This window comes from Nocardiopsis oceanisediminis (genome assembly GCF_048595525.1).
Lineage (GTDB): Bacteria > Actinomycetota > Actinomycetes > Streptosporangiales > Streptosporangiaceae > Nocardiopsis_A > Nocardiopsis_A oceanisediminis.
Genome location: NZ_JAFMZJ010000001.1, coordinates 2585728 through 2605768, shown reverse-complemented (window position 1 = coordinate 2605768; position 20041 = coordinate 2585728). Strand labels below are relative to the sequence as shown.

General features: G+C 72.8%; 20 protein-coding genes. 6 read left to right on the top strand and 14 right to left on the bottom strand.

The genetic code is table 11. From position 1 onward, the window contains the following. Nucleotides 1–1668, top strand: a complete 1668-nt coding sequence (gene qcrB, locus J0910_RS11610) for a cytochrome bc1 complex cytochrome b subunit (RefSeq protein ID WP_420158514.1) — start codon at nt 1–3, stop codon at nt 1666–1668. Nucleotides 1669–2078: 410 nt separating this feature from the next. Here qcrB and J0910_RS11605 read toward each other — a convergent pair whose 3' ends face one another. From J0910_RS11605 to ctaC, 4 genes are all read right to left on the bottom strand, one after another. Further along, a complete protein-coding gene (locus J0910_RS11605) occupies nt 2079–3374 on the bottom strand; it encodes a L,D-transpeptidase (RefSeq protein ID WP_420158513.1) in 1296 nt (431 codons plus the stop codon). Between the two features lie 224 nt (nt 3375–3598). Beyond that, on the bottom strand, nt 3599–4024 hold the full coding sequence (locus J0910_RS11600; protein ID WP_420158512.1) for a cytochrome c oxidase subunit 4: 426 nt from the start codon (nt 4022–4024) through the stop codon (nt 3599–3601). 10 nt (nt 4025–4034) lie between these two features. Continuing rightward, on the bottom strand, nt 4035–5711 hold the full coding sequence (ctaD, locus tag J0910_RS11595) for an aa3-type cytochrome oxidase subunit I (RefSeq protein WP_420158511.1): 1677 nt from the start codon (nt 5709–5711) through the stop codon (nt 4035–4037). Next, nucleotides 5711–6808: an aa3-type cytochrome oxidase subunit II gene (gene ctaC, locus J0910_RS11590; RefSeq protein WP_474646591.1), complete on the bottom strand. Its 1098-nt coding sequence runs from the start codon at nt 6806–6808 to the stop codon at nt 5711–5713. The genes ctaD and ctaC overlap by 1 nt, the downstream gene beginning before the upstream one ends. Before the next feature lie 420 nt (nt 6809–7228). Between ctaC and J0910_RS11585 the strand changes: the two genes are divergently transcribed. Beyond that, the gene (locus J0910_RS11585; RefSeq protein WP_420158509.1) at nt 7229–7492 is read left to right on the top strand and encodes a sulfurtransferase TusA family protein; all 264 of its coding nucleotides are present in this window, start codon (nt 7229–7231) and stop codon (nt 7490–7492) included. 158 nt (nt 7493–7650) lie between these two features. Here J0910_RS11585 and rpsD read toward each other — a convergent pair whose 3' ends face one another. From rpsD to J0910_RS11545, 8 genes are all read right to left on the bottom strand, one after another. Continuing rightward, nucleotides 7651–8262 (bottom strand): 30S ribosomal protein S4, encoded by a 612-nt coding sequence (rpsD, locus tag J0910_RS11580; RefSeq protein WP_420158508.1) that lies wholly within the window; start codon nt 8260–8262, stop codon nt 7651–7653. A gap of 381 nt (nt 8263–8643) precedes the next feature. Then, nucleotides 8644–9612: a carbohydrate kinase family protein gene (locus tag J0910_RS11575; RefSeq protein WP_420158507.1), complete on the bottom strand. Its 969-nt coding sequence runs from the start codon at nt 9610–9612 to the stop codon at nt 8644–8646. A 166-nt stretch (nt 9613–9778) separates the two neighbouring features. After that, nucleotides 9779–10132, bottom strand: a complete 354-nt coding sequence (locus J0910_RS11570) for a HesB/IscA family protein (RefSeq protein WP_017591072.1) — start codon at nt 10130–10132, stop codon at nt 9779–9781. Between the two features lie 160 nt (nt 10133–10292). Next, nucleotides 10293–11405 carry a glycerate kinase family protein gene (locus J0910_RS11565; RefSeq protein WP_420158506.1) on the bottom strand — a complete coding sequence of 371 codons (1113 nt, stop codon included), beginning with the start codon at nt 11403–11405 and terminating at the stop codon, nt 10293–10295. 114 nt (nt 11406–11519) lie between these two features. Next, complete coding sequence (gene pspAB / locus J0910_RS11560; RefSeq protein ID WP_420158505.1) at nt 11520–12092, bottom strand: PspA-associated protein PspAB; 573 nt, start codon at nt 12090–12092, stop codon at nt 11520–11522. A gap of 60 nt (nt 12093–12152) precedes the next feature. Then, nucleotides 12153–13073, bottom strand: a complete 921-nt coding sequence (htpX, locus tag J0910_RS11555) for a zinc metalloprotease HtpX (RefSeq protein WP_420158504.1) — start codon at nt 13071–13073, stop codon at nt 12153–12155. 241 nt (nt 13074–13314) lie between these two features. After that, nucleotides 13315–13599, bottom strand: coding sequence for a PspA-associated protein PspAA (gene pspAA / locus J0910_RS11550; protein WP_420158503.1), 285 nt, complete (start codon nt 13597–13599; stop codon nt 13315–13317). Beyond that, nucleotides 13596–14387, bottom strand: a complete 792-nt coding sequence (locus J0910_RS11545) for a PspA/IM30 family protein (protein WP_420158502.1) — start codon at nt 14385–14387, stop codon at nt 13596–13598. The genes pspAA and J0910_RS11545 overlap by 4 nt, the downstream gene beginning before the upstream one ends. A 119-nt stretch (nt 14388–14506) precedes the next feature. Here J0910_RS11545 and J0910_RS11540 point away from each other — a divergent pair, with 119 nt between their 5' ends. Both J0910_RS11540 and J0910_RS11535 read left to right on the top strand, forming a co-directional pair. Continuing rightward, nucleotides 14507–15145, top strand: coding sequence for a DUF3043 domain-containing protein (locus J0910_RS11540; RefSeq protein WP_420158501.1), 639 nt, complete (start codon nt 14507–14509; stop codon nt 15143–15145). A 101-nt stretch (nt 15146–15246) separates the two neighbouring features. After that, nucleotides 15247–16251, top strand: coding sequence for an aldo/keto reductase family protein (locus J0910_RS11535; protein WP_420158500.1), 1005 nt, complete (start codon nt 15247–15249; stop codon nt 16249–16251). A gap of 249 nt (nt 16252–16500) precedes the next feature. Here the strand turns inward: J0910_RS11535 and J0910_RS11530 are convergent, their stop codons facing one another. Further along, nucleotides 16501–16674, bottom strand: a complete 174-nt coding sequence (locus J0910_RS11530; protein WP_420158499.1) for a hypothetical protein — start codon at nt 16672–16674, stop codon at nt 16501–16503. Between the two features lie 3 nt (nt 16675–16677). Next, nucleotides 16678–16884 carry a hypothetical protein gene (locus J0910_RS11525; protein ID WP_420158498.1) on the bottom strand — a complete coding sequence of 69 codons (207 nt, stop codon included), beginning with the start codon at nt 16882–16884 and terminating at the stop codon, nt 16678–16680. Nucleotides 16885–17440: 556 nt separating this feature from the next. Between J0910_RS11525 and J0910_RS11520 the strand changes: the two genes are divergently transcribed. After that, nucleotides 17441–18538, top strand: coding sequence for a bifunctional adenosylcobinamide kinase/adenosylcobinamide-phosphate guanylyltransferase (locus J0910_RS11520; RefSeq protein ID WP_420158497.1), 1098 nt, complete (start codon nt 17441–17443; stop codon nt 18536–18538). Between the two features lie 455 nt (nt 18539–18993). After that, nucleotides 18994–19746, top strand: a complete 753-nt coding sequence (locus J0910_RS11515; RefSeq protein ID WP_420161960.1) for an adenosylcobinamide-GDP ribazoletransferase — start codon at nt 18994–18996, stop codon at nt 19744–19746. The last annotated feature ends 295 nt before the right edge of the window (nt 19747–20041 follow it).

Here is a 20041-nt window from a genome sequence, read left to right as displayed (position 1 = left end):
ATGAGCACCGATTCTCAGGCGCCCAAGGCGCTCCGCGGCGTCGGAAACTTCATCGACGACCGCTTCCACCTCGCCAAGACCGGTGAGAAGAACCTGCGCAAGGTCTTCCCGAACCACTGGTCGTTCATGCTCGGCGAGATCGCGCTGTACTCGTTCATCATCCTGCTGATCACCGGCGTCTTCCTGACCCTGTGGTTCAAGCCCAGCATGCAGGAGATCGTCTACGACGGTCCCTACGAGCGCTTGAACGGCGTGCTGATGAGCGAGGCCTACGCCTCGACCCTGCACATCGACTTCGGTGTCCGGGGCGGCTTCCTGGTCCGGCAGATCCACCACTGGGCGGCGCTGATCTTCGTCGCCTCGCTGGTGGTGCACATGTTGCGGGTGTTCTTCACCGGGGCGTTCCGCAAGCCGCGCGAGATCAACTGGCTGATCGGCGTCGGCATCTTCACCCTGGCGATGCTCGAGGGCCTCTTCGGCTACTCGCTCCCCGACGACCTGCCGTCCGGCATGGGCGTCCGCATCCTCCAGGGCGTCATGCTCGCGCTGCCGCTGGTCGGGACCTACGTCTCGATGTTCCTGTTCGGCGGGGAGTTCCCCGGCGAGGACATCATCTCCCGGCTGTACATGCTGCACATCCTGCTGCTCCCGGGGATCCTGCTGGCGCTCATCGTGGCGCACTTCATGATCCTGTGGCACCAGAAGCACACCCAGTACCCGGGCACCGGCCGCACCAACAAGAAGGTCGTGGGCACCCCGATGTTCCCGGGCTTCGCGGTGAAGGCCGGCGGGTTCTTCTTCTTCGTGTTCGCGGTGACGGTGGGCCTCAGCGCCTTCGTGCAGATCAACCCGATCCACCTGTTCGGCCCGTTCACGCCGACGTCCATCACCTCGGGCCTCCAGCCCGACTGGTACATGGGCTTCATGGAGGGCTCGCTGCGGATCTTCCCGAACTGGCTGGACTTCCAGATCTTCGGCTACGCGGTCCCGATCGGCGTGCTGGTGCCGGGCCTGGTCGTTCCGGGCCTGATCTTCGGCGGGCTGGGCGCCTGGCCGTTCATCGAGCGCTGGATCACCGGGGACCACCGTGCGCACAACGTCGCCGACCGCCCGCGCAACGCGCCGGTCCGCACCGGCGTCGGCGTCGCCGGCATCGTGTTCTACGGCCTGCTCTGGCTGGCGGGGTCGAACGACATCCTGTCGCACACGTTCTCCATCAGCCTGTACTGGACGACCTACTTCTTCCGGGTCGCCGTGATCGTGGGCCCGATCATCGGGTTCGTCGTCGCCAAGCGGATCTGCCTCGGCCTGCAGCGCCGGGACCGGGAGACGCTGGAGCACGGCTACGAGAGCGGCACCATCCAGCAGCTGCCCAGCGGTGAGTTCATCGAGGTCCACAAGGAGTCCTCGGCGGAGACCGTGCACGTGCTGGAGAGCAAGGAGGAGGTGGACCGGATCGACGCGGAGACCATCTCCTCGGTCGAGGCGGCCACCGACGCCAACGGCGTGGAGGCCCCGGCCGCCCGCGGCCTCAAGGGCCGGCTGCGCGCCAAGCTCGCCCACTGGTACACGAAGGACAACGTCTCCTTCGAGGGGGTGGAGGCCCACACCGGCCACCACCTGCACCACGGCGCCGCAGAAGAGAAGGAGCCCGCTCAGGCGCACTGAGCGCGGCCCGGCGGGCAGGGCTCCGGCCCCGCCCGCGCGCACGGTCCGAGAGGCCCGGTCCCCGAACAGGGGGCCGGGCCTCTCGGCGTCCGCCCCCGCCGCCGCGCCGGACGCCCGCAGGGGCCCCTGGAGCCGCTCCGCGGCCCTTCCCCCGCCCGGACGCCCGGATCCGCCCCGGGCCCCTCGGGCGCCGCGCCCCCTTCCCCGCTCCGCCCCTCTCCCCCGGTCGCCCCCGCGCCCCGCTCCCCTCCGGACGCCCCTCCTCCCCGCGATCCCGGTGCGCCGCACTGAGCCGCCCTCTGCCGCCCCCGGGCCCGCCGGACACCCCGGAAGCCGCCGCGCACGGAAAAGGCCCCTCACCGCGCGGTGAGGGGCCTGTGGGGCTCATGCGGGCCCGGGGGCTCCGGGGGTCACTCCTGCGGGTCGCCGTGGACCTCGCCCGGGGTGCCGGTGTCGTCGGTGCGGTCCGGCTCGCCGGTCGCGCTCTTCTCCTGCCACTCCTCCCAGGAGAGCTGCCAGTAGCTCCACCCGTTGTCCCACTCGACCTCGCGGTCGGTGTTCTCCACGATCAGCGGGTCGCCCATGTAGGAGTTCTCGTAGAACCACTTGGCGTCCCCGGGGGCCATGTTCGGGCAGCCGTGGCTGAGGTTGGCCTCGCCGAGGGAGTTGTTCCACGGGGCGGAGTGGGTGAACTCGCCGCTGTCGGAGAAGCGGACCGCGTAGTCCACGTCCAGCTTGTAGCCCTCCGGGCTGTCCACCGGGACGCCGACCGTGGAGGAGTCCATCACGAGCTCCTCGTACTTCTCCATGGTCAGGTGGGTGCCGCTGGTGGTGGTGTAGGCGCGGGTGTCGGCCCGGCCGATGCTGACCGGGAAGTCCTTGACCTGCTCGCCGTCCCGCTCGACCACCATCCGGTGGGTGTCGCTGTCGATGGTGCTGATCTGCTCGCGGCCGACCTCGAAGTTGAGCTGGTGGTTCTCGACCCCGTACACGCCGTCCGCGGCCTCCACGCCGGCCAGCCGCAGGTTGACCCGGATCTTCTGGTTCGGCTCCCAGTACTCCTTGGGGCGGAACACCGCGGTCTGGTCGTCCAGCCAGGCCCAGGACCCCTCGTTCGGCTGCTCGGAGACGACCTCCATGGAGTTCTCCACCCGCGCCTTGTTCTGCACCGGCAGGTCGAAGTCGATGATGAGCGGCATGCCGACGCCGACGGTGTCCCCGCTGGTGGGGAAGTTGGACTGGAGCTCCAGCCGGGAGCCCTCCTCGGCCTGGAGGGTGGTGAACTCCGAGGTGAACTCGCTCTCCTCGCCCGAGTCGCCGTCCTTGGCCACCGCGGTGACGGTGACCTCCGCGCCGGGGGTGAGGGTCCAGTCGGCGACCCAGGCGGTCTCGTCCTCGTTCAGCGCCCCGGTGACCTCGTCGGCCTCGGTGGGCTCCTCCTCCTGCTCACCGCCGGCGACCTTCTGCTCGACCTTGACGTCGCTGATGGTGCCGCCCTCGGCCTCGACCTTGAGGGGGAGGTCGGGGCGGACGTCGGCGCTGCCGTCCTCGGGGGTGATGGTGACCTCGACCGAGTCGGCACCGCTCCCCGCCCCGGCCGGGTCCGCGCCTTCCGACCCCGAGCAGGCGGCCGTGAGCAGCAGCACGGTCCCGGCCAGTCCCGCGCCGAGCCCGCGTGCCGCGGACGGGTTCGCAGTGAGCTTCACAGGTACGCCCTCCAGACTCTCGCGCACGGAAACACCCCACGCACATCCGGGTGAGACGTCCGCGCCGACGAGAAAGTTCCGAAACCGGGTGGTCGAAGCGGCCCGTACCGGACTCCTGCGGTCGACGGTCGACGGGCCGTCCGAAAAGAATACCCCGGCCCGCCCCCTCCCCTTGTGGCACAGGGGGAGCGGACGGGCCGGGGTTGGTCACACGGAGCGCGCCGCTAGTGCTGGAACTCCTTGCGGTAGTACTCGAAGACCCAGCCGATCGCGGTGAGGATGATGGCGAAGAAGCCGAGGAAGACCATCCACCAGCCGATCGCCACGCCGACCGCGGTGAAGGCCACGGCGAGCGCCACGAACAGCGGCCACCAGCTGTGCGGGCTGAAGAACCCGTACTCGCCGGCGTTCTCGGCGATGTCGCCGTCCAGGCGCTCCTCCGGCGGCAGGCCGTGGAACCGCTCGCTGCGGCGGGCGGACTGCCAGAGCCAGAAGCCGATCATCCAGCCGAAGCCGATCGAGACGAGCAGGGCGACGAAGCCCGTCCACTCGATCTTCCCCTCGGCGGCCCAGCCCCAGTAGCCGTAGAGCGCCGCCGCCAGGCCGAAGAAGGTCGAGACGCCCATAAACAGATATGCCTGCATCTTCATGGTGTGCGCCCTACTTCCCGGATCCTGCTGCTGCGGGGGCCGCTCCAGGGGCCGCCGCGTGCGGGTGGTTCAGGTCGAAGGCCGGCCGCTCGGAGCGGATCCGCGGCAGCGAGGTGAAGTTGTGCCGCGGCGGCGGGCAGGAGGTCGCCCACTCCAGCGAGCAGCCGTAGCCCCACGGGTCGTCCACCTCGACCTTCTCGGCCTTGCGGTGGGTGACCCACATGTTCCAGAAGAACACCAGGGTCGAGATGCCCAGGATGAAGGCGCCGATGGAGGAGATCTGGTTCAGCTCGGTGAACCCGTCGGTGGGCAGGTAGTCGGCGTAGCGGCGCGGGAAGCCCGCGGCGCCCAGCCAGTGCTGCACCAGGAACGTCATGTGGAACCCGAGGAACAGGCCCCAGAAGTGCAGCTTGCCCAGGCCCTCGTTGAGCATCTTGCCGGTGAACTTGGGCCACCAGAAGTAGAACCCGGCGAACATCGCGAAGACCACGGTGCCGAACACCACGTAGTGGAAGTGGGCCACCACGAAGTAGGAGTCGGTGACGTGGAAGTCGATCGGCGGGGAGGCCAGCAGGACGCCGGTCAGACCGCCGAACAGGAAGGTCACCAGGAACCCGATGGTGAACAGCATCGGCGTGGCCATCACGATCTGGCCGCGCCACATGGTGCCGATCCAGTTGAAGAACTTCACGCCGGTCGGGACGGCGATCAGGAACGTCATGAAGGAGAAGAACGGCAGCAGCACGGCACCGGTCGGGAACATGTGGTGCGCCCACACGGTGACCGACAGGCCGGCGATGGCGATCGTCGCGCCCACCAGGCTCTTGTAGCCGAAGATCGGCTTGCGGCTGAAGACCGGGAGGATCTCGGTCGCGATGCCGAAGAACGGCAGCGCGATGATGTAGACCTCCGGGTGGCCGAAGAACCAGAACAGGTGCTGCCAGAGGATGGCGCCGCCGTGCGCGGGGTCGTAGACGTGGGTGCCGATCATCCGGTCGGCGCCCAGCGCGATCAGCGCCGCGGTCAGCACCGGGAACGCGATCAGCACCAGCACGCTGGTGAGCATCGTGTTCCAGGTGAAGATCGGCATCCGGAACATCGTCATGCCGGGGGCGCGCATGCACAGCCCGGTGGTGATGAAGTTGACCGCACCGAGGATGGTGCCCAGACCGCTGACGGCCAGGCCGAGGATCCACAGGTCGCCGCCGAGGCCCGGGGAGCGGACCGCGTCGGAGAGCGGGGTGTAGGCGAACCAGCCGAAGCTGGCCGCGCCGCCCGGGGTCAGGAAGCCGCCGACCGCGATCAGCGAACCGAACAGGTACAGGTAGTACCCGAACAGGTTGATCCTCGGGAACGCCACGTCGGGCGCCCCGATCTGCAGCGGCATGATGATGTTGGAGAAGCCCACGAACAGCGGCGTCGCGAACATGAGCAGCATGATCGTGCCGTGCATGGTGAACATCTGGTTGAACTGCTCGTACGACATCACCTGCTGTCCCGGGTAGAACAGCTCGGCGCGCATGAGCAGCGCCAGGATGCCGCCGAAGATGAAGAACCCGAACGAGGTGATCAGGTACATGTACCCGATGACCTTGTGGTCGGTCGACGTCAGCCAGCTGACGAGGATCGAGCCCTTGCGGGTCGTCGGCCGCTTGACGGCCTGAGAGGTCGGGGTAGCCGTAGCCATCAGTGGCCTGCCTCCTCGTTCTGGGAGCCCTCGGCCTGGCCGGCAGAGTCGGAGCCGTCCTGCCGCTCCTCCTCGGAGGAGGCGCTCTGGGCGTCCTCTTCCTCGTCCCGGCCCTGCTGGCCCCCGTCCTGCTGCTCGGAGCCGGCGGCCTCGGCGGCCTCCTCGGCGGCCTCCTCGGAGGCCCGCTGGTCGGCGGCCTCCTGCTCGGCCTGCTCGGCGGCCTCCGCCTCGGCCGCCGCCTGCTGCTCGGCGTACCAGGCGTCGTAGGCCTCGGGCTCCATGACCTCGACCTTGAAGAGCATCCGGGTGTGGTCGACGCCGCAGAGCTCGGCGCAGCGGCCCATGTAGGTGCCGGCCGTGCCCTCGTTGACCTTGACCTGGAACTCGTTGTCGTGGCCCGGGATGACGTCCATCTTGAAGGCGAACGCCGGGATCCAGAACGAGTGGATGACGTCCGGGCTGTGCAGGTCGAAGTGGACGACGTCGCCCTCGCGCAGCACGAGGGTCGGCATCTGGTCCGGGGTGCCGACCTCGGAGAACAGGGTCTCCGGCTGGGCCTCCTCGGCGTCGACCTCGGCGGCCTCCCCGCCCTCGGCCTCGGCGGCGGCTTCCGCCTCCTCCAGGGCCTCGGCCTTGGACTGGTCCAGGTAGTTGAACTCCCAGCTCCACTGGAAGCCGACGACCTCGACGTTGGTGTCGGCCTTCTCGTCGGTCTCCAGCAGGTAGGTCTGGTCGCGCGCGGTGAAGTAGAAGAGCACCGCGATCACCACGATCGGGAGCACGGTGTAGAGCGCCTCGATGGGCATGTTGTACCGCACCTGCGGCGGCAGCTGCTCAGAGCGCTTGCGGTGGAAGATGATCGACCAGATGATCAGCCCCCACACGAGAATGCCGACCGCGAACGCCGCCACCCACGAGCCCTGCCACAGCGCGAGGACGCGCTGCCCCTGCTCGGTGATCGGCTCAGGCACACCCAAACGAGTGAACTCGTTCGACGCGCACCCGGTCGCGGCCAGTCCCAACGCGGCGAGCACGGCGCCACGTGGTGCCCATCGGCGCAGTGCGGCGCGCCGATTCCTATGGCGGGTCGGACTCACGGATTGCCTTCCCAGCGGTGATGCCCGCAGCCGAAGCGCGGGCGGTCGTATATCCAAAGCTTGTCAAGGGGAAACATTATCGCGGACCGTTCGCTCCACCGGTCACGGGCTTGCCGGGCCAGCGTGTCTCCGCTGCCGTCCCGAGCGGCCTCCCCGCGGGTGCGCGCGGCCTCTCCGTCGTCCCCGGCCCCCGTCCCGCCAGCGCGGTCCGTACGGCCGGGAGCGGCGGTCACGATGACGTTTCCGCCGTTCCCCGTCCCCGCTCCGTCAGGCCTTCCCGGTCGGACAGGGCGCGGACTAAGGCGAGAGTATCGCTGGTTTTACAGCACCCTTAACCGGGTGCCCCTTTGCCGGGGGCGGGGGTAAAGATTGGGATACGACAGGCGCGGCGCCCCTGGCCGCGCCCCGGGCGGGAGGCGTATGGCCGGCAGGCACAGGAGACCGGAGGCGGACGAGCGGCCGCTGGTGACGGTGGAGGCCGTCGGGCGGAAGTGCCCGATCCCGATCATCATGCTCGCGGCGCGGCTGCACGAGGTGCCGATCGGCTCGGTGATCGCCGTGACCGCGGACGATCCGGCCGCCGCCGCGGACATCCCGGCGTGGTGCAGGCTGAAGCTGCACGGCTTCGTCGCGGAGGTGCCCCTGGAGCGCGGCAGCGCGTTCCTCATCCGGCGGGCCTACTGAGCCCGCGGGCCGGGCTCCGCGCCGCGCGGCCCGGAGCCGTGGCCGTTCCGTGACCATGGTGACGTTCGTCGTCACGCCCGGCCGCGCGGGGCCCGGGAACGGCGCGGGGGCCGCGCCCCTTCCGGGACGCGGCCCCCGCCGCGGCAGAGCCTCCGGCTCTAGCGCGCGTAGTACTCGACGACGAGCTGCTCGTCGAAGGGCACCGGAACCTGGTCGCGCTTGGGGCGGTCGACGACCGCGACGCGCAGGTCCTTGTGGCTCACCGCGAGGTAGCCGGCGATCTTGTCGTCGGCGTGCACGCCCTCGGAGGCCTCGACGAACGGGACCATCTGGCGCGACTTCTCGCGGACCGAGATGATCTGGCCCGGCTTCACCCGGTAGGACGGGATGTCGACCTTCTTGCCGTCCACGGTGATGTGGCCGTGCGTGACGAACTGGCGGGCCGCGTAGACGGACGGCGCCAGGCCGGAGCGGAGCACCACGGTGACGAGGCGCAGCTCCAGCTCGGCGATCATCTCCTCACCGGTGCGCCCGGTCCGCTTCTTGGCGGTCTCGTAGACGCGGGCCAGCTGCTTCTCGGAGAGGTCGTAGTACCAGCGCAGCTTCTGCTTCTCCGCCTGGCGGACCGCGTAGTCGCTGGTGGAGCGGCGGACGCGGCGGCCGTGCTCACCCGGGGGGTAAGGGCGCTTCTCGAAGTAGCTGACCGCCTTACGGGTCAGCGGGGTACCCGCGCGCCGGGACAACCGCACCTTAGGTCCGGTGTAGCGCATTGAAGTCCTCCGTACTGGATTGCTTGCGTAGGGAATCCCAGGTAAGGCTCGCCTAGTTCTGGGAGGCGTCGGACGACGGCCCCGGCCGCCCGAGGGGCGGCGCCGTTCCCGCGCCGGCGCGGCCGACCCCCGCCGCGGCGGCATTGGCGTTGACTGGAAGCCGCCGCGCATCTCAGCGCGGGGCCTGGTCGTGCACGCGCGGCGCGGCCGTCCGCCGTGAGGCGGCCGGCGTTCGGTCCGGGCATGCGGGTCGAGCCTCCACTTTACGCGGTCGCGGGGCGTGCCCCGACCACTCCGGGCGCCGTGCACCGGGGCGGCCCCGGAAACGGCGCGGCCCCCGCCCGGTCGGGGCGGGGGCCGCGGCGGTTCCGGCGGGGCCGGTCACAGGTGCGGTTCGACCTCGGCGGCGCTCTGCTCGCCGTAGCTGGCCGAGATCCGGGCGAGCAGCCCGGCCTTGGTCAGCTCGTACTCCTGCGGCCCGTTGACCTCCAGGCTGTGCACCGCGGTGGCGTTGCCGACCTGCGCGGCGCGCTCCAGGGGCAGGCCCCAGGCGGTGGCGGCGAGGAAACCGGCCCGGAAGGCGTCGCCGACGCCGGTGGGGTCGGCCTTGACGGCGACCTCGGCGGCGTCGACGCTGATCGGCGGCTCGCCCTTGCGGTCGATGCGGACGCCCTTGGCCCCCAGGGTGGTCACCCGGATGCCGACGCGGTCCAGGATCTCCTCGTCGCTCCAGCCGGTCTTCTGCTCGGCGAGGGCCTTCTCGTACTCGTTGGTGAACAGGTAGGCGGCGCCCTCGATGAGGCGGCGGACGTCCTCGCCGTCCATCAGGGCCAGCTGCTGGGAGGGGTCGGCGGCGAACGGCAGGCCGCGGTCCCGGCAGGCGTCGCTGTGCCGGAGCATCGCCTGCGGGTCGTCGGCGCCGATCAGGGCCAGCTCGACGCCGTTCTCCTCGGCCAGGGCGGCCAGGTCGATCTCGCGCGCCTCGGCCATCGCGCCCGCGTAGAAGGAGGCGATCTGGTTCTGGTCGCGGTCGGTGGTGCAGACGAAGCGCGCGGTGTGCCTGCGGTCCGAGATGCGGACGCAGGCGGTGTCCACTCCATGCCGCTCCAGCCAGGCCCGGTACTCGTCGAAGTCGGCGCCGGCCGATCCGACGAGCAGCGGCCTGAGCCCGAGGCGGCCCATGCCGAAGCTGATGTTGGCCGCGACACCGCCGCGGCGCACATCCAGCTCCTCGACCAGGAACGACAGGGAGACCTGCTCCAACTGGTCGGCGATCAGCTGTTCGGCGAAACGCCCCTCGAAGGTCATCAGGTGGTCGGTGGCGATCGAACCGGTAACCGCGATGCGCACTCGAAGTGCTCCTTGCAGTCGGGGAGATTCTGGACGGTGAACCACCCTACATAGCCTCCGGCGCCCCCAGGGAGGGCCCCGTCCGGGGCCGGGCGCGGAATAGGGGGTGCGCGCACGCAGCAGGGCCCGCGCTCGGCGGCGCGGGCCCTGTGCTGCCGTGGACCGGCTAGTTGAAGGAGTCGCCGCAGGCGCAGGAGCCGGTGGCGTTGGGGTTGTCGATGGTGAACCCCTGCTTCTCGATGGTGTCCACGAAGTCGATGGTGGCGCCGATGAGGTAGGGCGCGCTCATCCGGTCGGTGACGACCTCGACGCCGTTGAAGTCGGCCACCACGTCGCCGTCGAGCTCGCGCTCGTCGAAGAACAGCTGGTAGCGCAGGCCGGAGCAGCCCCCGGGCTGGACCGCCACGCGCAGCCGCAGGTCGTCGCGCCCCTCCTGGTCGAGAAGGGCCTTGACCTTGCCCGACGCGTCGTCCGTCAGGATGATCCCCTGCGCCGTGGCCTCGTCGGTCTTAACCGTCATCTGCTAGCTCCTCCAAAAGGCGTGGGCGGCCGCCGAGGCGGCCTGGTGCTCCTCAGCGTTCCTCAACACCGCGGCCCGGAAAGGCATTCCCGCCCGCGGCGGCACGCGGGACGCGCCGTGGTGCTCCATCCAGGTTAGGTCCTCTCCGGCCGCCCCGCCATCAGCCGCCCAGGCTCTCCGGAGCCCCGGAGGCGATGGCGGCGGCCAGGGCGCGCAGCTCCTCCGCGGAGCGGGCCATCGCCGCCTCCTTGGAGCCGGCCGACTCCACCAGGGAGTAGGTGGCGGTGACGCCGGCCGCGGCGGCCTCCTCCGGGTCGACCGAGGCCGCCCCGGCGGTGACCACGCAGGGCAGCCCGTGCGCGGCGGCGACCTGCGCCACACCGTGCGGGAGCTTGCCGCGCAGCGACTGGAAGTCGAACGAGCCCTCACCGGTGATCAGCAGGTCGGCGCGGGCGGCCAGGCCGTCCAGGTCGACGGCGGACAGCACCCGGGCCACCCCGGACTCGACGGTCCCGCCGAGCAGCAGCAGGGCGAAGCCGAGGCCGCCCGCGGCGCCCGCTCCCGGTTCCACTCGCAGCCCGCCGAGCGGGTCGGTGGCCTCGGCGAACGCGGTGAGGGCGGCGTCCAGGGCGCGCACCTGCCCGGGGTCGGCGCCCTTCTGCGGGCCGAACACCGCGCTCGCGCCGTGCTCGCCGAGCAGCGGGTTGTCCACGTCGGTGGCGGCGACCAGGCGGACCCCCTGCACGGCCCGGCGGGCCGGTTCCAGGTCGACCTCGGAGACCTCGGAGAGCGGGGCGCCGCCCCGGTCCAGGGAGTCGCCGGGGGCCGCGCCGAGCGCGGCGAGCATGCCCGCGCCGCCGTCGTTGGTGGAGCTGCCGCCGAGGCCGACCACGACCGTGCGGGCGCCGGCGGCCACCGCGCGGGCGATGAGCTCGCCGACGCCGCGGCTGGTGGTGCGGCCGGGGTCGCGCCGGTCCTGGGGGACCAGGTGCAGGCCGCAGGCCTGGGCGCTCTCGATGTAGGCGGTCTCCCCGTCGAGCAGGTAGTCGGCGGTGACGGTCTCGCCGAGCGGGCCGGTGACGCGCTCGGTGGCGGTCTTGCCGCCGAGGGCCGCGTGCAGGACCTCGACGAAGCCCGGTCCGCCGTCGGAGAGCGGGACGGTGGCCGCCTCGTCCTGGGGACGGCTGTCGCGCCAGCCCAGCGCGACGGCCTCGGCGGCCTCGATCGCGCTCAGGGTGCCGGCGAACTTGTCTGGGGCGATAACGATACGCACGTGCCCCAGTCTGCCCGCCCGGGGCCGCGCAGGCCAGGGGGAAGCGGCAAAATTATCCGCTTTCCGATAATTAGTTTCCTCTATGCGAAATTCAATCGCGGATCGGGGTGTTTCTCACAGCCCCGGCGCCCCGTAGACCGGGAACCAGCGGCCCTTGTCCTTCTCGATCGGCAGGTCCCCGCCGATCGAGGCGGCCAGCTGCAGCTCCAGCGCGTTGTCCCGGCGCTCCCCGCCGAGCGGTGCGAACGGGTAGAAGGTGCCCCGCTTGTAGAGGTAGACCAGGGCCGCGCGGCGCCCCCGCCCGTCGGCGAAGGCCGCCAGCGAGCAGAGCAGGGACGGCCCGAACCCGGCCGCCTCCAGCGAGGAGTTGACCGCGTGGACGTCGGTCACCAGGTCGGCCAGGCCGCCGTCGGCGGGGGCGCGCAGCACCAGCCAGGTGTAGCCGTACTCGTCCTCCGCCGGCTCCACCGCCGGGCCGTCGTCGGCGTTGAGCAGCTCGGTGACCTCCCGCTCCAGGTCGGCGAAGGCCTTGCCCTCGGCGGCGCGGAACGCCACCGACCCGGTCCCGGTCGGGCGGAAGCCGGCCGCGGCCTCCAGGGTCACCGCCGCCGAGGGGAGCCCGAACAGCGCGTCCAGGTCGGGGCGGACCGGCTTCGAGCGGCCCAGCAGGGCCCGGAAGAAACTCACTGCGGCGGCTCCTCACTGCTGCTGCCCCGCCGCGGCGGCGGGGGTCCGTGCACCGCGAGCCTACGCCCCGGTGCCCAGCTGCCGGGAGATCGCCGCCAGCTGCTCCAGGCGCTTCTCCACCGGCGGGTGGGTGGCGATCAGCTGCCCCATGGTGAACCCGCTCTTGGAGAAGGCCGGGGTGAAGAAGAACGCGTTGAACGGCTCGGCCTGGCGCAGGTCCCGGCTGGGGATGCGGGCCATGTCGCCGGTGATCTTGGTGAGCGCGCTGCCCAGCGCGGAGGGGCGCCCGGTCAGGTAGGCGGCGGCGCGGTCGGCGGAGAGCTCGCGGTAGCGGGAGAGCATCCGGGTGAGCAGGAAGCTCAGCGCCCAGACCGCCGCGCTGACCACCACCACGGCCAGCGCGATCACCGCCGGGGAGGGCCCGTTGCCGTTCCGGTTGCCCCCGCCGCCGAAGGCGGCGAAGCGCAGCCCCATCTGGGTGAGGAAGCCCGCGACCACGCCGAGGAAGCCGGCGATGGTCATCACCATCACGTCCCGGTGGGCCACGTGCGACAGCTCGTGCGCCAGCACCGCCTCCAGCTCCTCGGTCTCCAGCCGGCGCAGGATACCGGTGGTGGCGCAGACCACCGCGTTCTTCTCGCTGTGTCCGGTGGCGAAGGCGTTGGGCACGTCGGTGTCGGCGACGGCCACCCGCGGCTTGGGCATGTCCGCCATGGCGCACAGCCGGTCCACCACCGCGTGCAGCTGCGGGGCCTGCTCGGGGGTGACCTCGTGCGCGCCCATCGCGTACAGGGTGAGCTTGTCCGAGGTGAAGTACTGGAACAGCGCGAAGCCGACGACGACCAGCAGCACCACCGGCCAGGGCAGGCCGACCAGGATCAGGGCGATGATGAACGCGACGTAGACGATGCCGAGCAGGGCCATCGTGCTGACCATGCGGGCGGTCAGGCCGCGGTCGGGAGCGAACTTCGAACCAGCCACAGCGCGCCTTCCTCCGACCGGGGGCACCTCCCGGTCCGCGCACCGGCGCGGGGTCCGGGACGGGGTGCGGGCGCCGGGCCGTTCCCGGCTTGCCCCGGTACCTCCCAGTCTAGGCATTCCATGGTGAGAGCCGGGTGAGAGAAGGCCGGGACACGCGGAAGGCCGCCGCGGCACCGTGCCGCGGCGGCCTTCCGCCCCCTGGACCGGGGGAAGCGCGCTCGCTCGGGAGAGCCACCGGAGCTCAGGAGACGTCGGGGATGAGCCCCTCGTCGCCGAGCATCGCCCGGACCTCCTCCATGGTGGCGTCCTCAGGGGGGAGGATGAAGTCGGAGGGCTCCAGGGAGTCCAGCGGCAGGGCCTCGCCGTGCTCGCGGACCTTGGCCAGCAGGTCGGTCAGGGCCGAGCGGAAGACGTCCTCGCTGCCCGACTCGATGGCCTGCTCCAGGGTCCGGTCGACCTCGTTGAGCAGCGCCATGTCGGCCTCGCTGAGGTCGATCTGGCCCTCCCCCATGATCCGGACGATCATGCGCCCTCCCCCTGGCGGTAGGGCTGCACCTGGTTGTTCTGGCCGCCGGCGGCCGAGCCGCCCTCGATCTGCGGGGCGGAGCCGCCGCCCTGGCCCAGCTCCTGCTTCATCTGCTCCAGCTCCAGCTCGACGCCGCTGGTGCTGGCCATCCTGTCCAGCTCGGACTGGATGTCGTCCTTGGAGGTGCCGGTGACGTCGTCCAGCGCGCCGGAGGCGAGCAGCTCGTCGACGGCGCCGGCCCGCGCCTGCATCTCGGCGGTCTTGTCCTCGGCCCGCTGCACCGCCATGCCGACGTCGCCCATCTCCTCGGAGATGCCGGAGAAGGCCTCGCTGATCTGGGTCTGCGCCTGGGCCGCGGTGTAGGTGGCCTTGATCGTCTCCTTGCGGGTCCGGAAGGCGTCCACCTTGGCCTGCAGCCGCTGGGCGGCCAGGGTCAGCTTCTGCTCCTCGCCCTGCAGCTGCTCGTGCTGCTGCTTGAGGCCGTCGATCTGGGACTGCAGTCCGGAGCGGCGGGTCAGCGCCTCGCGGGCCAGGTCCTCGCGGCCCTGCTGCAGCGCGGCCCGGCTCTGGGTGTGCAGCTTGTCGGACTGCTGGTCCAGCTGCTGGATCTGCAGCTCGACGCGCTTGCGGGACGTGGCGACGTCGGCCACCCCGCGCCGGACCTTCTGCAACAGTTCCAGTTGCCTCTGGTAAGAGTAGTCGAGGGTCTCACGCGGGTCCTCGACGGAGTCCAGGGCCTTATTGGCCTTGGACTTGAAGATCATGGAAAGTCGCTGAAACACGCTCATCGGCGTGGCCGTCCCCTTCTCGGTCCGTACATCGGCTGTTCCCGGCGGGCGCTGTCTAACAACCCTACGCGCTCTGGCAAGCGGTCGCCATGAAGCGGGGAGCGGCTACCCTGAAGGATGTGTTCCGACGTCGCTCCGCTTCCGCATCCAAAGAGCCGGCCGCTGCCGGCTCTGCCGGTAATGAGACTACTGAAGCCCCCAAGGACAAGGGATACACCCCCAAAAAGGGTGTCCCCACCCCTAAACGCCGCGAAAGCCAGGCCGATCTGCGCCGCCCGCTGAACGCTCCGCGCACCCGCAAGGAGGCGTACCAGCAGTTCCGCGAGCGCCGCGCGCGCGATCAGCAGCGCAGCGCGGCCAAGTCCGGGGCCCCCAAGGGCGAAGAGCGCTACTTCCGCCCGCAGGACTACGGGCCCGCGCGCGCCTACGCCCGGGACTTCGTCGACTCCCGGCGCAGCGCCAGCGAGTTCTTCCTCTACTTCTCGCTGCTGATCATCGTGCTGCTGATCGGCCTGCCCCCTGAGATGCAGGCACCGGTCACCTACATCGCCTGGCCGCTGATGATGGTGACCATCGTGGTCGAGGGGATCTTCGTCTCCCGGCAGGTCAAGAAGCACGTCGCCGAGCACTTCCCCAACGACGACAACGTGCGCGGCATCGGCCTCTACGCCGCCACCCGCCAGCTGCAGATCCGCCGCCTGCGGCTGCCCAAGCCGCGGCTCAAGCCGGGCCAGCCGGTCGAGTCGGCCAAGCGCTGACGCCCCCGGGGCCGCACCGCCCCGCATCCCCCACCGGAACGCCGGCGCGACCGGGCCCCGATCCCTCCCGGATCGGGGCCCGCCGCGGTTAGGGTGCCCGCATGGAACACCGGCGGTTGGGCCGCAGCGGCCTCATGGTCAGCGAGATCTCCTACGGCAACTGGATCACCCACGGCTCCCAGGTGGCGGAGGACTCCGCCACCGCCTGCGTGCGGGCCGCCCTGGACGCGGGCATCACCACCTTCGACACCGCCGACGTCTACGCCGGCGGCCGCGCGGAGGAGGTGCTGGGCCGCGCGCTGAAGGGCGAGCGCCGGGACGGCCTGGAGATCTTCTCCAAGGTCTACTGGCCGATGGGCGAGGGCCGGAACGACCGCGGGCTCTCCCGCAAGCACATCGTCCGCGGCTGCGAGGACTCGCTGCGCCGGCTGGGCACCGACTACCTGGACCTCTACCAGGCGCACCGGTTCGACCACTCCGCCCCGCTGGAGGAGACCCTGCGCGCCTTCGACGACCTGGTCCGCCAGGGCAAGGTGCTCTACGTGGGCGTCTCGGAGTGGCGCGCGGACGAGATCGAGCGCGCCGTGCGGATCGCCGACGACATGGGGTTCGACCGGCTGGTCTCCAACCAGCCGAGGTACAACATGCTCTGGCGGGTGATCGAGTCGGCGGTGGTCCCGGCCTCGCTGCGGGAGGGGCTCGGCCAGGTCGTCTGGTCCCCGATCGAGCAGGGCGTGCTCACCGGCAAGTACCTGCCCGGCGAGGCCCCGCCGGCCGGCTCCCGGGCCACCGACCCGCACGGCGGCGCGAGCGACATCGCCCACCTCGTCTCCGACGGCGAGCTGCTCCGCCGGGTGCAGCGGCTCAAGCCGGTCGCCGAGGAGGTCGGGCTGAGCATGGCCGCCCTCGCCGTGGCCTGGGTGCTGCAGAACCCGGCGGTCTCCTCCGCGATCATCGGCGCCAGCCGCCCCGAGCAGGTCCGGGACAACGTGCGCGCCGCCGGTGTCGTCCTCTCCCCCGACGTGCTCTCCCGGATCGACGGGATCCTCGGCGACAAGGTCGAGCGGGACCCGGCCCGCACCGTCAGCCCCGCCGTCCGCCCCTGACCCCGGGGGTCCGCTCCGGCGGCCGCGCTTCCGGCCCGGAGCCGCGGCCGCCCCGCCCCGGTCCGCTCCGGGCTCCGGGACGTACGCCCGCGCAGGCGGCCGGATCGGGCGAGGGGGTACTCCCGCGCCGGGGGCGCCGCCCCGACTGCTCGGGCGGGGCGGGCGCCCCGGCCCGTCCGCTCGGCGGGAGCGCACCGGCAGAGGCCTCCGATCCGCCTGGGGGCCGGGAGCTGCGGAAGCCCGTACCGGTCAGCGCAGCCGGGCGGTCCAGCGGGAGGCGGAGCGGCCACGGCCGGTCCGGGACTCCGGGGCGGACAGGAGCGCCCGGCAGGGCCGCAGCACCCTGCGGGCCAGGGCGGCGGGCCGCGCCGGGGGCACCGCGCGGGCGGCGCGGCGGGCGGCGGCGCGCGCCCCCGCCGCCACCGCTCAGACCTCCTCGGAGAGCGGCATCGAGTAGTGCACCCGCTCGTCCTCCAGCAGGCTCACCCGGCCCACCCCGGCCTCGGCCAGGCCGCGCCACTCCTCGCCCAGCCAGGACTCGGCGTCCCCGCGCGAGGTGAACACCTCTGCGGGCAGCTCTTCGTCCCGCAGCACCTCGCCGTCGTCCTTCTCGTAGCGCCAGCTCCACGCCATGGGGGCTCCCTTCCTCGCGCCGGCCCGCTCCGGCCGGCCTCCGCCGGGTGCGGCCGAGCCTACTCTCCGCCGCCCGGACGGGCGCGGACCTCACCGCCCCTTCCCCTACCCGGTGCACGCCTTCCGGCCCCACCGCCCCGGCCCGCCCGACGCCTTCCCCGTTCCCGGAGAGGAGGAGCGCCCGGCCCCTCCCCGGCCGCTCGGACGCCTCTTCTCCGCCGGCGGCCCCGGGAACGGCCGGCCATGCGGCCGGGGCCGCCGGGGGGGGAGGGGGAAACGCCCGCACGGGAGCCGTTCCGCACGCACCCCCGCCGGCGCGGCGAGCCGCCCGTCCCGATCACCGAGCGGCCCGGACCGGAGTCCGCGGTTCACGAGGCCGGCGGAAGCGCCCCGGACGGCGGTCAGGGCGGCGGTCAGGGCCGCGTCCCGCCGGCCCTCTCCCCGGGGACTCCAGGGCCGGGGCCCTCCCGGCGGGGGCTCCCCGGCTGGAGGCGCGGGAAGCGGCGGGCCCGGAGGGGTGGGTGAAGGGCCGCCGCGATGGTGTTGACTGGCGCCCGTGCGAATCAGATTCACCGGAACCGCGGGGGCGGTGGGCTGGCCTGCGCCGGGGTGCCGCTGCGCCTCCTGCAACCGCGCCGCCGATGCGCCGCGCCGCCCGCTGGAGGCGCTGGTCGACGGGGTCGTCCCGATCGGCCCGTCCGGCCCCTCCGGCGCGCCGCCCGCCGGCTACCGCGCCGTCCCCCTGTCCTGCGGAACGCTCCTGGAGGGCCCGGACGGCGCCCGGCTGCTGTGCGCCGCGCCCGCCGAGGAGGCCGGCTCCGGCCTTCTCGGCCTCTCCGATGTCCCGGGGGGCCGGGCCGACCTGGCCCTGGTCGACGCCGCCCGCCCGGAGCTGATCGGCGCGCTGCGCCGCTCCGGGGCGCTGGACGCCCGATCCGGGGTGGCCGTGGTCGGCGGCGGGCACGGCGTGCACTCCCCCGCCGAGTTCGCCCGGCGGGCCGCGCTGTGGGGGGCCGCGGCGGTGGCCGACGGCGACGCCCTGGACGTCCTCCCGGGCGGATCCGCCGGGGAGGCTCCGGGCGGCCGCCCGGAGCGGGGGGTGACCGCGCGCCCGCACCGCGTCCTGGTCACCGGCGGGGCGCGGTCCGGGAAGTCCGCCGAGGCCGAGCGGCGGCTGCTCGCCGAGCCCGAGGTCGTCTACGTCGCCACCGGCCCGGCCCCCGAGGGCGACGCGGACTGGGCCGCGCGCGTCGCCGCGCACCGCGGCCGCCGCCCGCCCTGGTGGGGGACGGAGGAGACGCTGGACGCGGCGGGGGCCCTGGACCGCGCGGCGGCCTCCGGTTCCGCGGTCCTGCTGGACTGCGCGGGAACCTGGCTGGCCGGGGTGATGGGCGAGTGCGGCATGTGGGAGGAGGCCCCGCCCGCCGGTGCCGAGCGGGCGGTGGAGGAGCGCACCGCCGGACTGCTCGCCGCCTGGGACCGCTTCCCGGGCCTGCTGGTCGCGGTCACCAACGAGGTCGGCTCCGGGGTGGTCCCCGCCACCCGCAGCGGCGGCCTCTTCCGCGACCTCCTCGGCCGCCTCAACCAGCGGCTCGCCGCCGCCTCCGAGGAGGTCCTCCTCGCCGCCGCAGGCCGGATCACCGAGCTCCCCTGAGCCTCTCCGAGGAGAGAAAGGAAGGCCGACGGGAGAACTCCCCTGCGCGATGATCTCGGCGTTGCGGGCCCATCAGAGCGCTCTGATGGGCCCGCAACGCCGAGATCATCGGGGGAGGGAAAGGGAGCGGGGTGTTCTTCTGCGCCCGCCGCCCTCTCCTGTCGACGGTCCGGCGGAAGAGCGCTCGCCCCTCCCCCTCCTCCGGTGATCTCGGTGGCGCGGCCCTGCCGGAGCGCGGTGGCTCCTCCCCTTGTCCGCTGCACCGGCGCACGCCATGGAGGCGGCGGCACGGCGGGCAGGCACTCGCCTCCGTGAAGGGCGCGTCCGGCCCCGATCCGGTGGCGGCTCTTCTCCGGCCCGGTGTCCGACAGACTGGTGGGAGCGGTCGCCGGGCGGTCGGAGGGCCGGTGAAGGGGGTGTGCGGAGCGGTGCGCGACGCGGTGGACGGGGCGCGGATGGCGGTGGGCACGCTCACCGTCGTCCCGGTGCGGGTGGAGCGGGTGGACAGGGCGGTGGCCGGCTGGGCGATGGCACTCGCCCCGCTGGTCGGCGCCGGGGTGGGGGCGGCCGGGGCGGCCGTGCTCGCGGCCGGCCTGCTCCTCGGGGCCGGCGGGCTCCTGTCCGCGGTGCTCGCCCTGGGCCTGCTCGCGCTGCTCACCCGGGCGCTGCACCTGGACGGGCTGGCCGACCTCGCCGACGGACTGGGCAGCGGGCGCCCGGCCGAGGAGGCGCTGGCGGTGATGAAGCGCTCCGACATCGGGCCGTTCGGGGTGGTCGCGCTGGTGTTCGCGGTGCTGGTCCAGGTTGCGGCCCTGGTGCGGCTGGCCGAGACCGGCCTCTGGCCCGCGGCGGCCGGGCTGGTGGCGGCGGCCGCGGCCGGGCGGCTGGCGATCACCGCGGCCTGCACCCCGGGGATCCCCCCGGCCCGCCCGGACGGCCTGGGCGCGTTCGTCGCGGGCAGCGTCTCCCGGCCGGCCGCGGCGGCCGCCGCGGCCGGGGTGCTCGCCCTGGCGGCCCTCTGCGGCCTGGCGCACTCCGCCGGTGCGGCACTGGCCCTGCCCGCGGCCGCGGCACTGGGCGCCGGCGCCGCGCTCGCCCTGCTCGCCCGGGCCCGGCGGCGGCTGGGCGGCATCACCGGGGACGTGCTGGGCGCGCTCTGCGAGACCGCCTCGGCCACCGCGCTGGCCGCCGCCGCGGTCCTGCTCTGACCTCCGCCCCGGCGGCCGGCGGGGCGGGGTGGGGGCCGTCACGGGAGCGGCGGGGCGCCGCGCCCGGTGACCGCGCCTGTCAGCATCATCACATTTCTTCACACGGCGCCGCCGCAGGCCGGGCCGACCACCGGTGAGCGGGGTGAAGCCGCAGGTGACAGAAGAAAAGGAGATCGTCACCCAGCGGGCGGTTCCGCACCCGAAGCGGGGGAAGAAACGTACTTCTTCACGTTCGGTGCAACGGCGGGGGCCGGGGCCCCGGGGCAGGCGGAGGGCGTTCCGCGTGCCCGCGCGG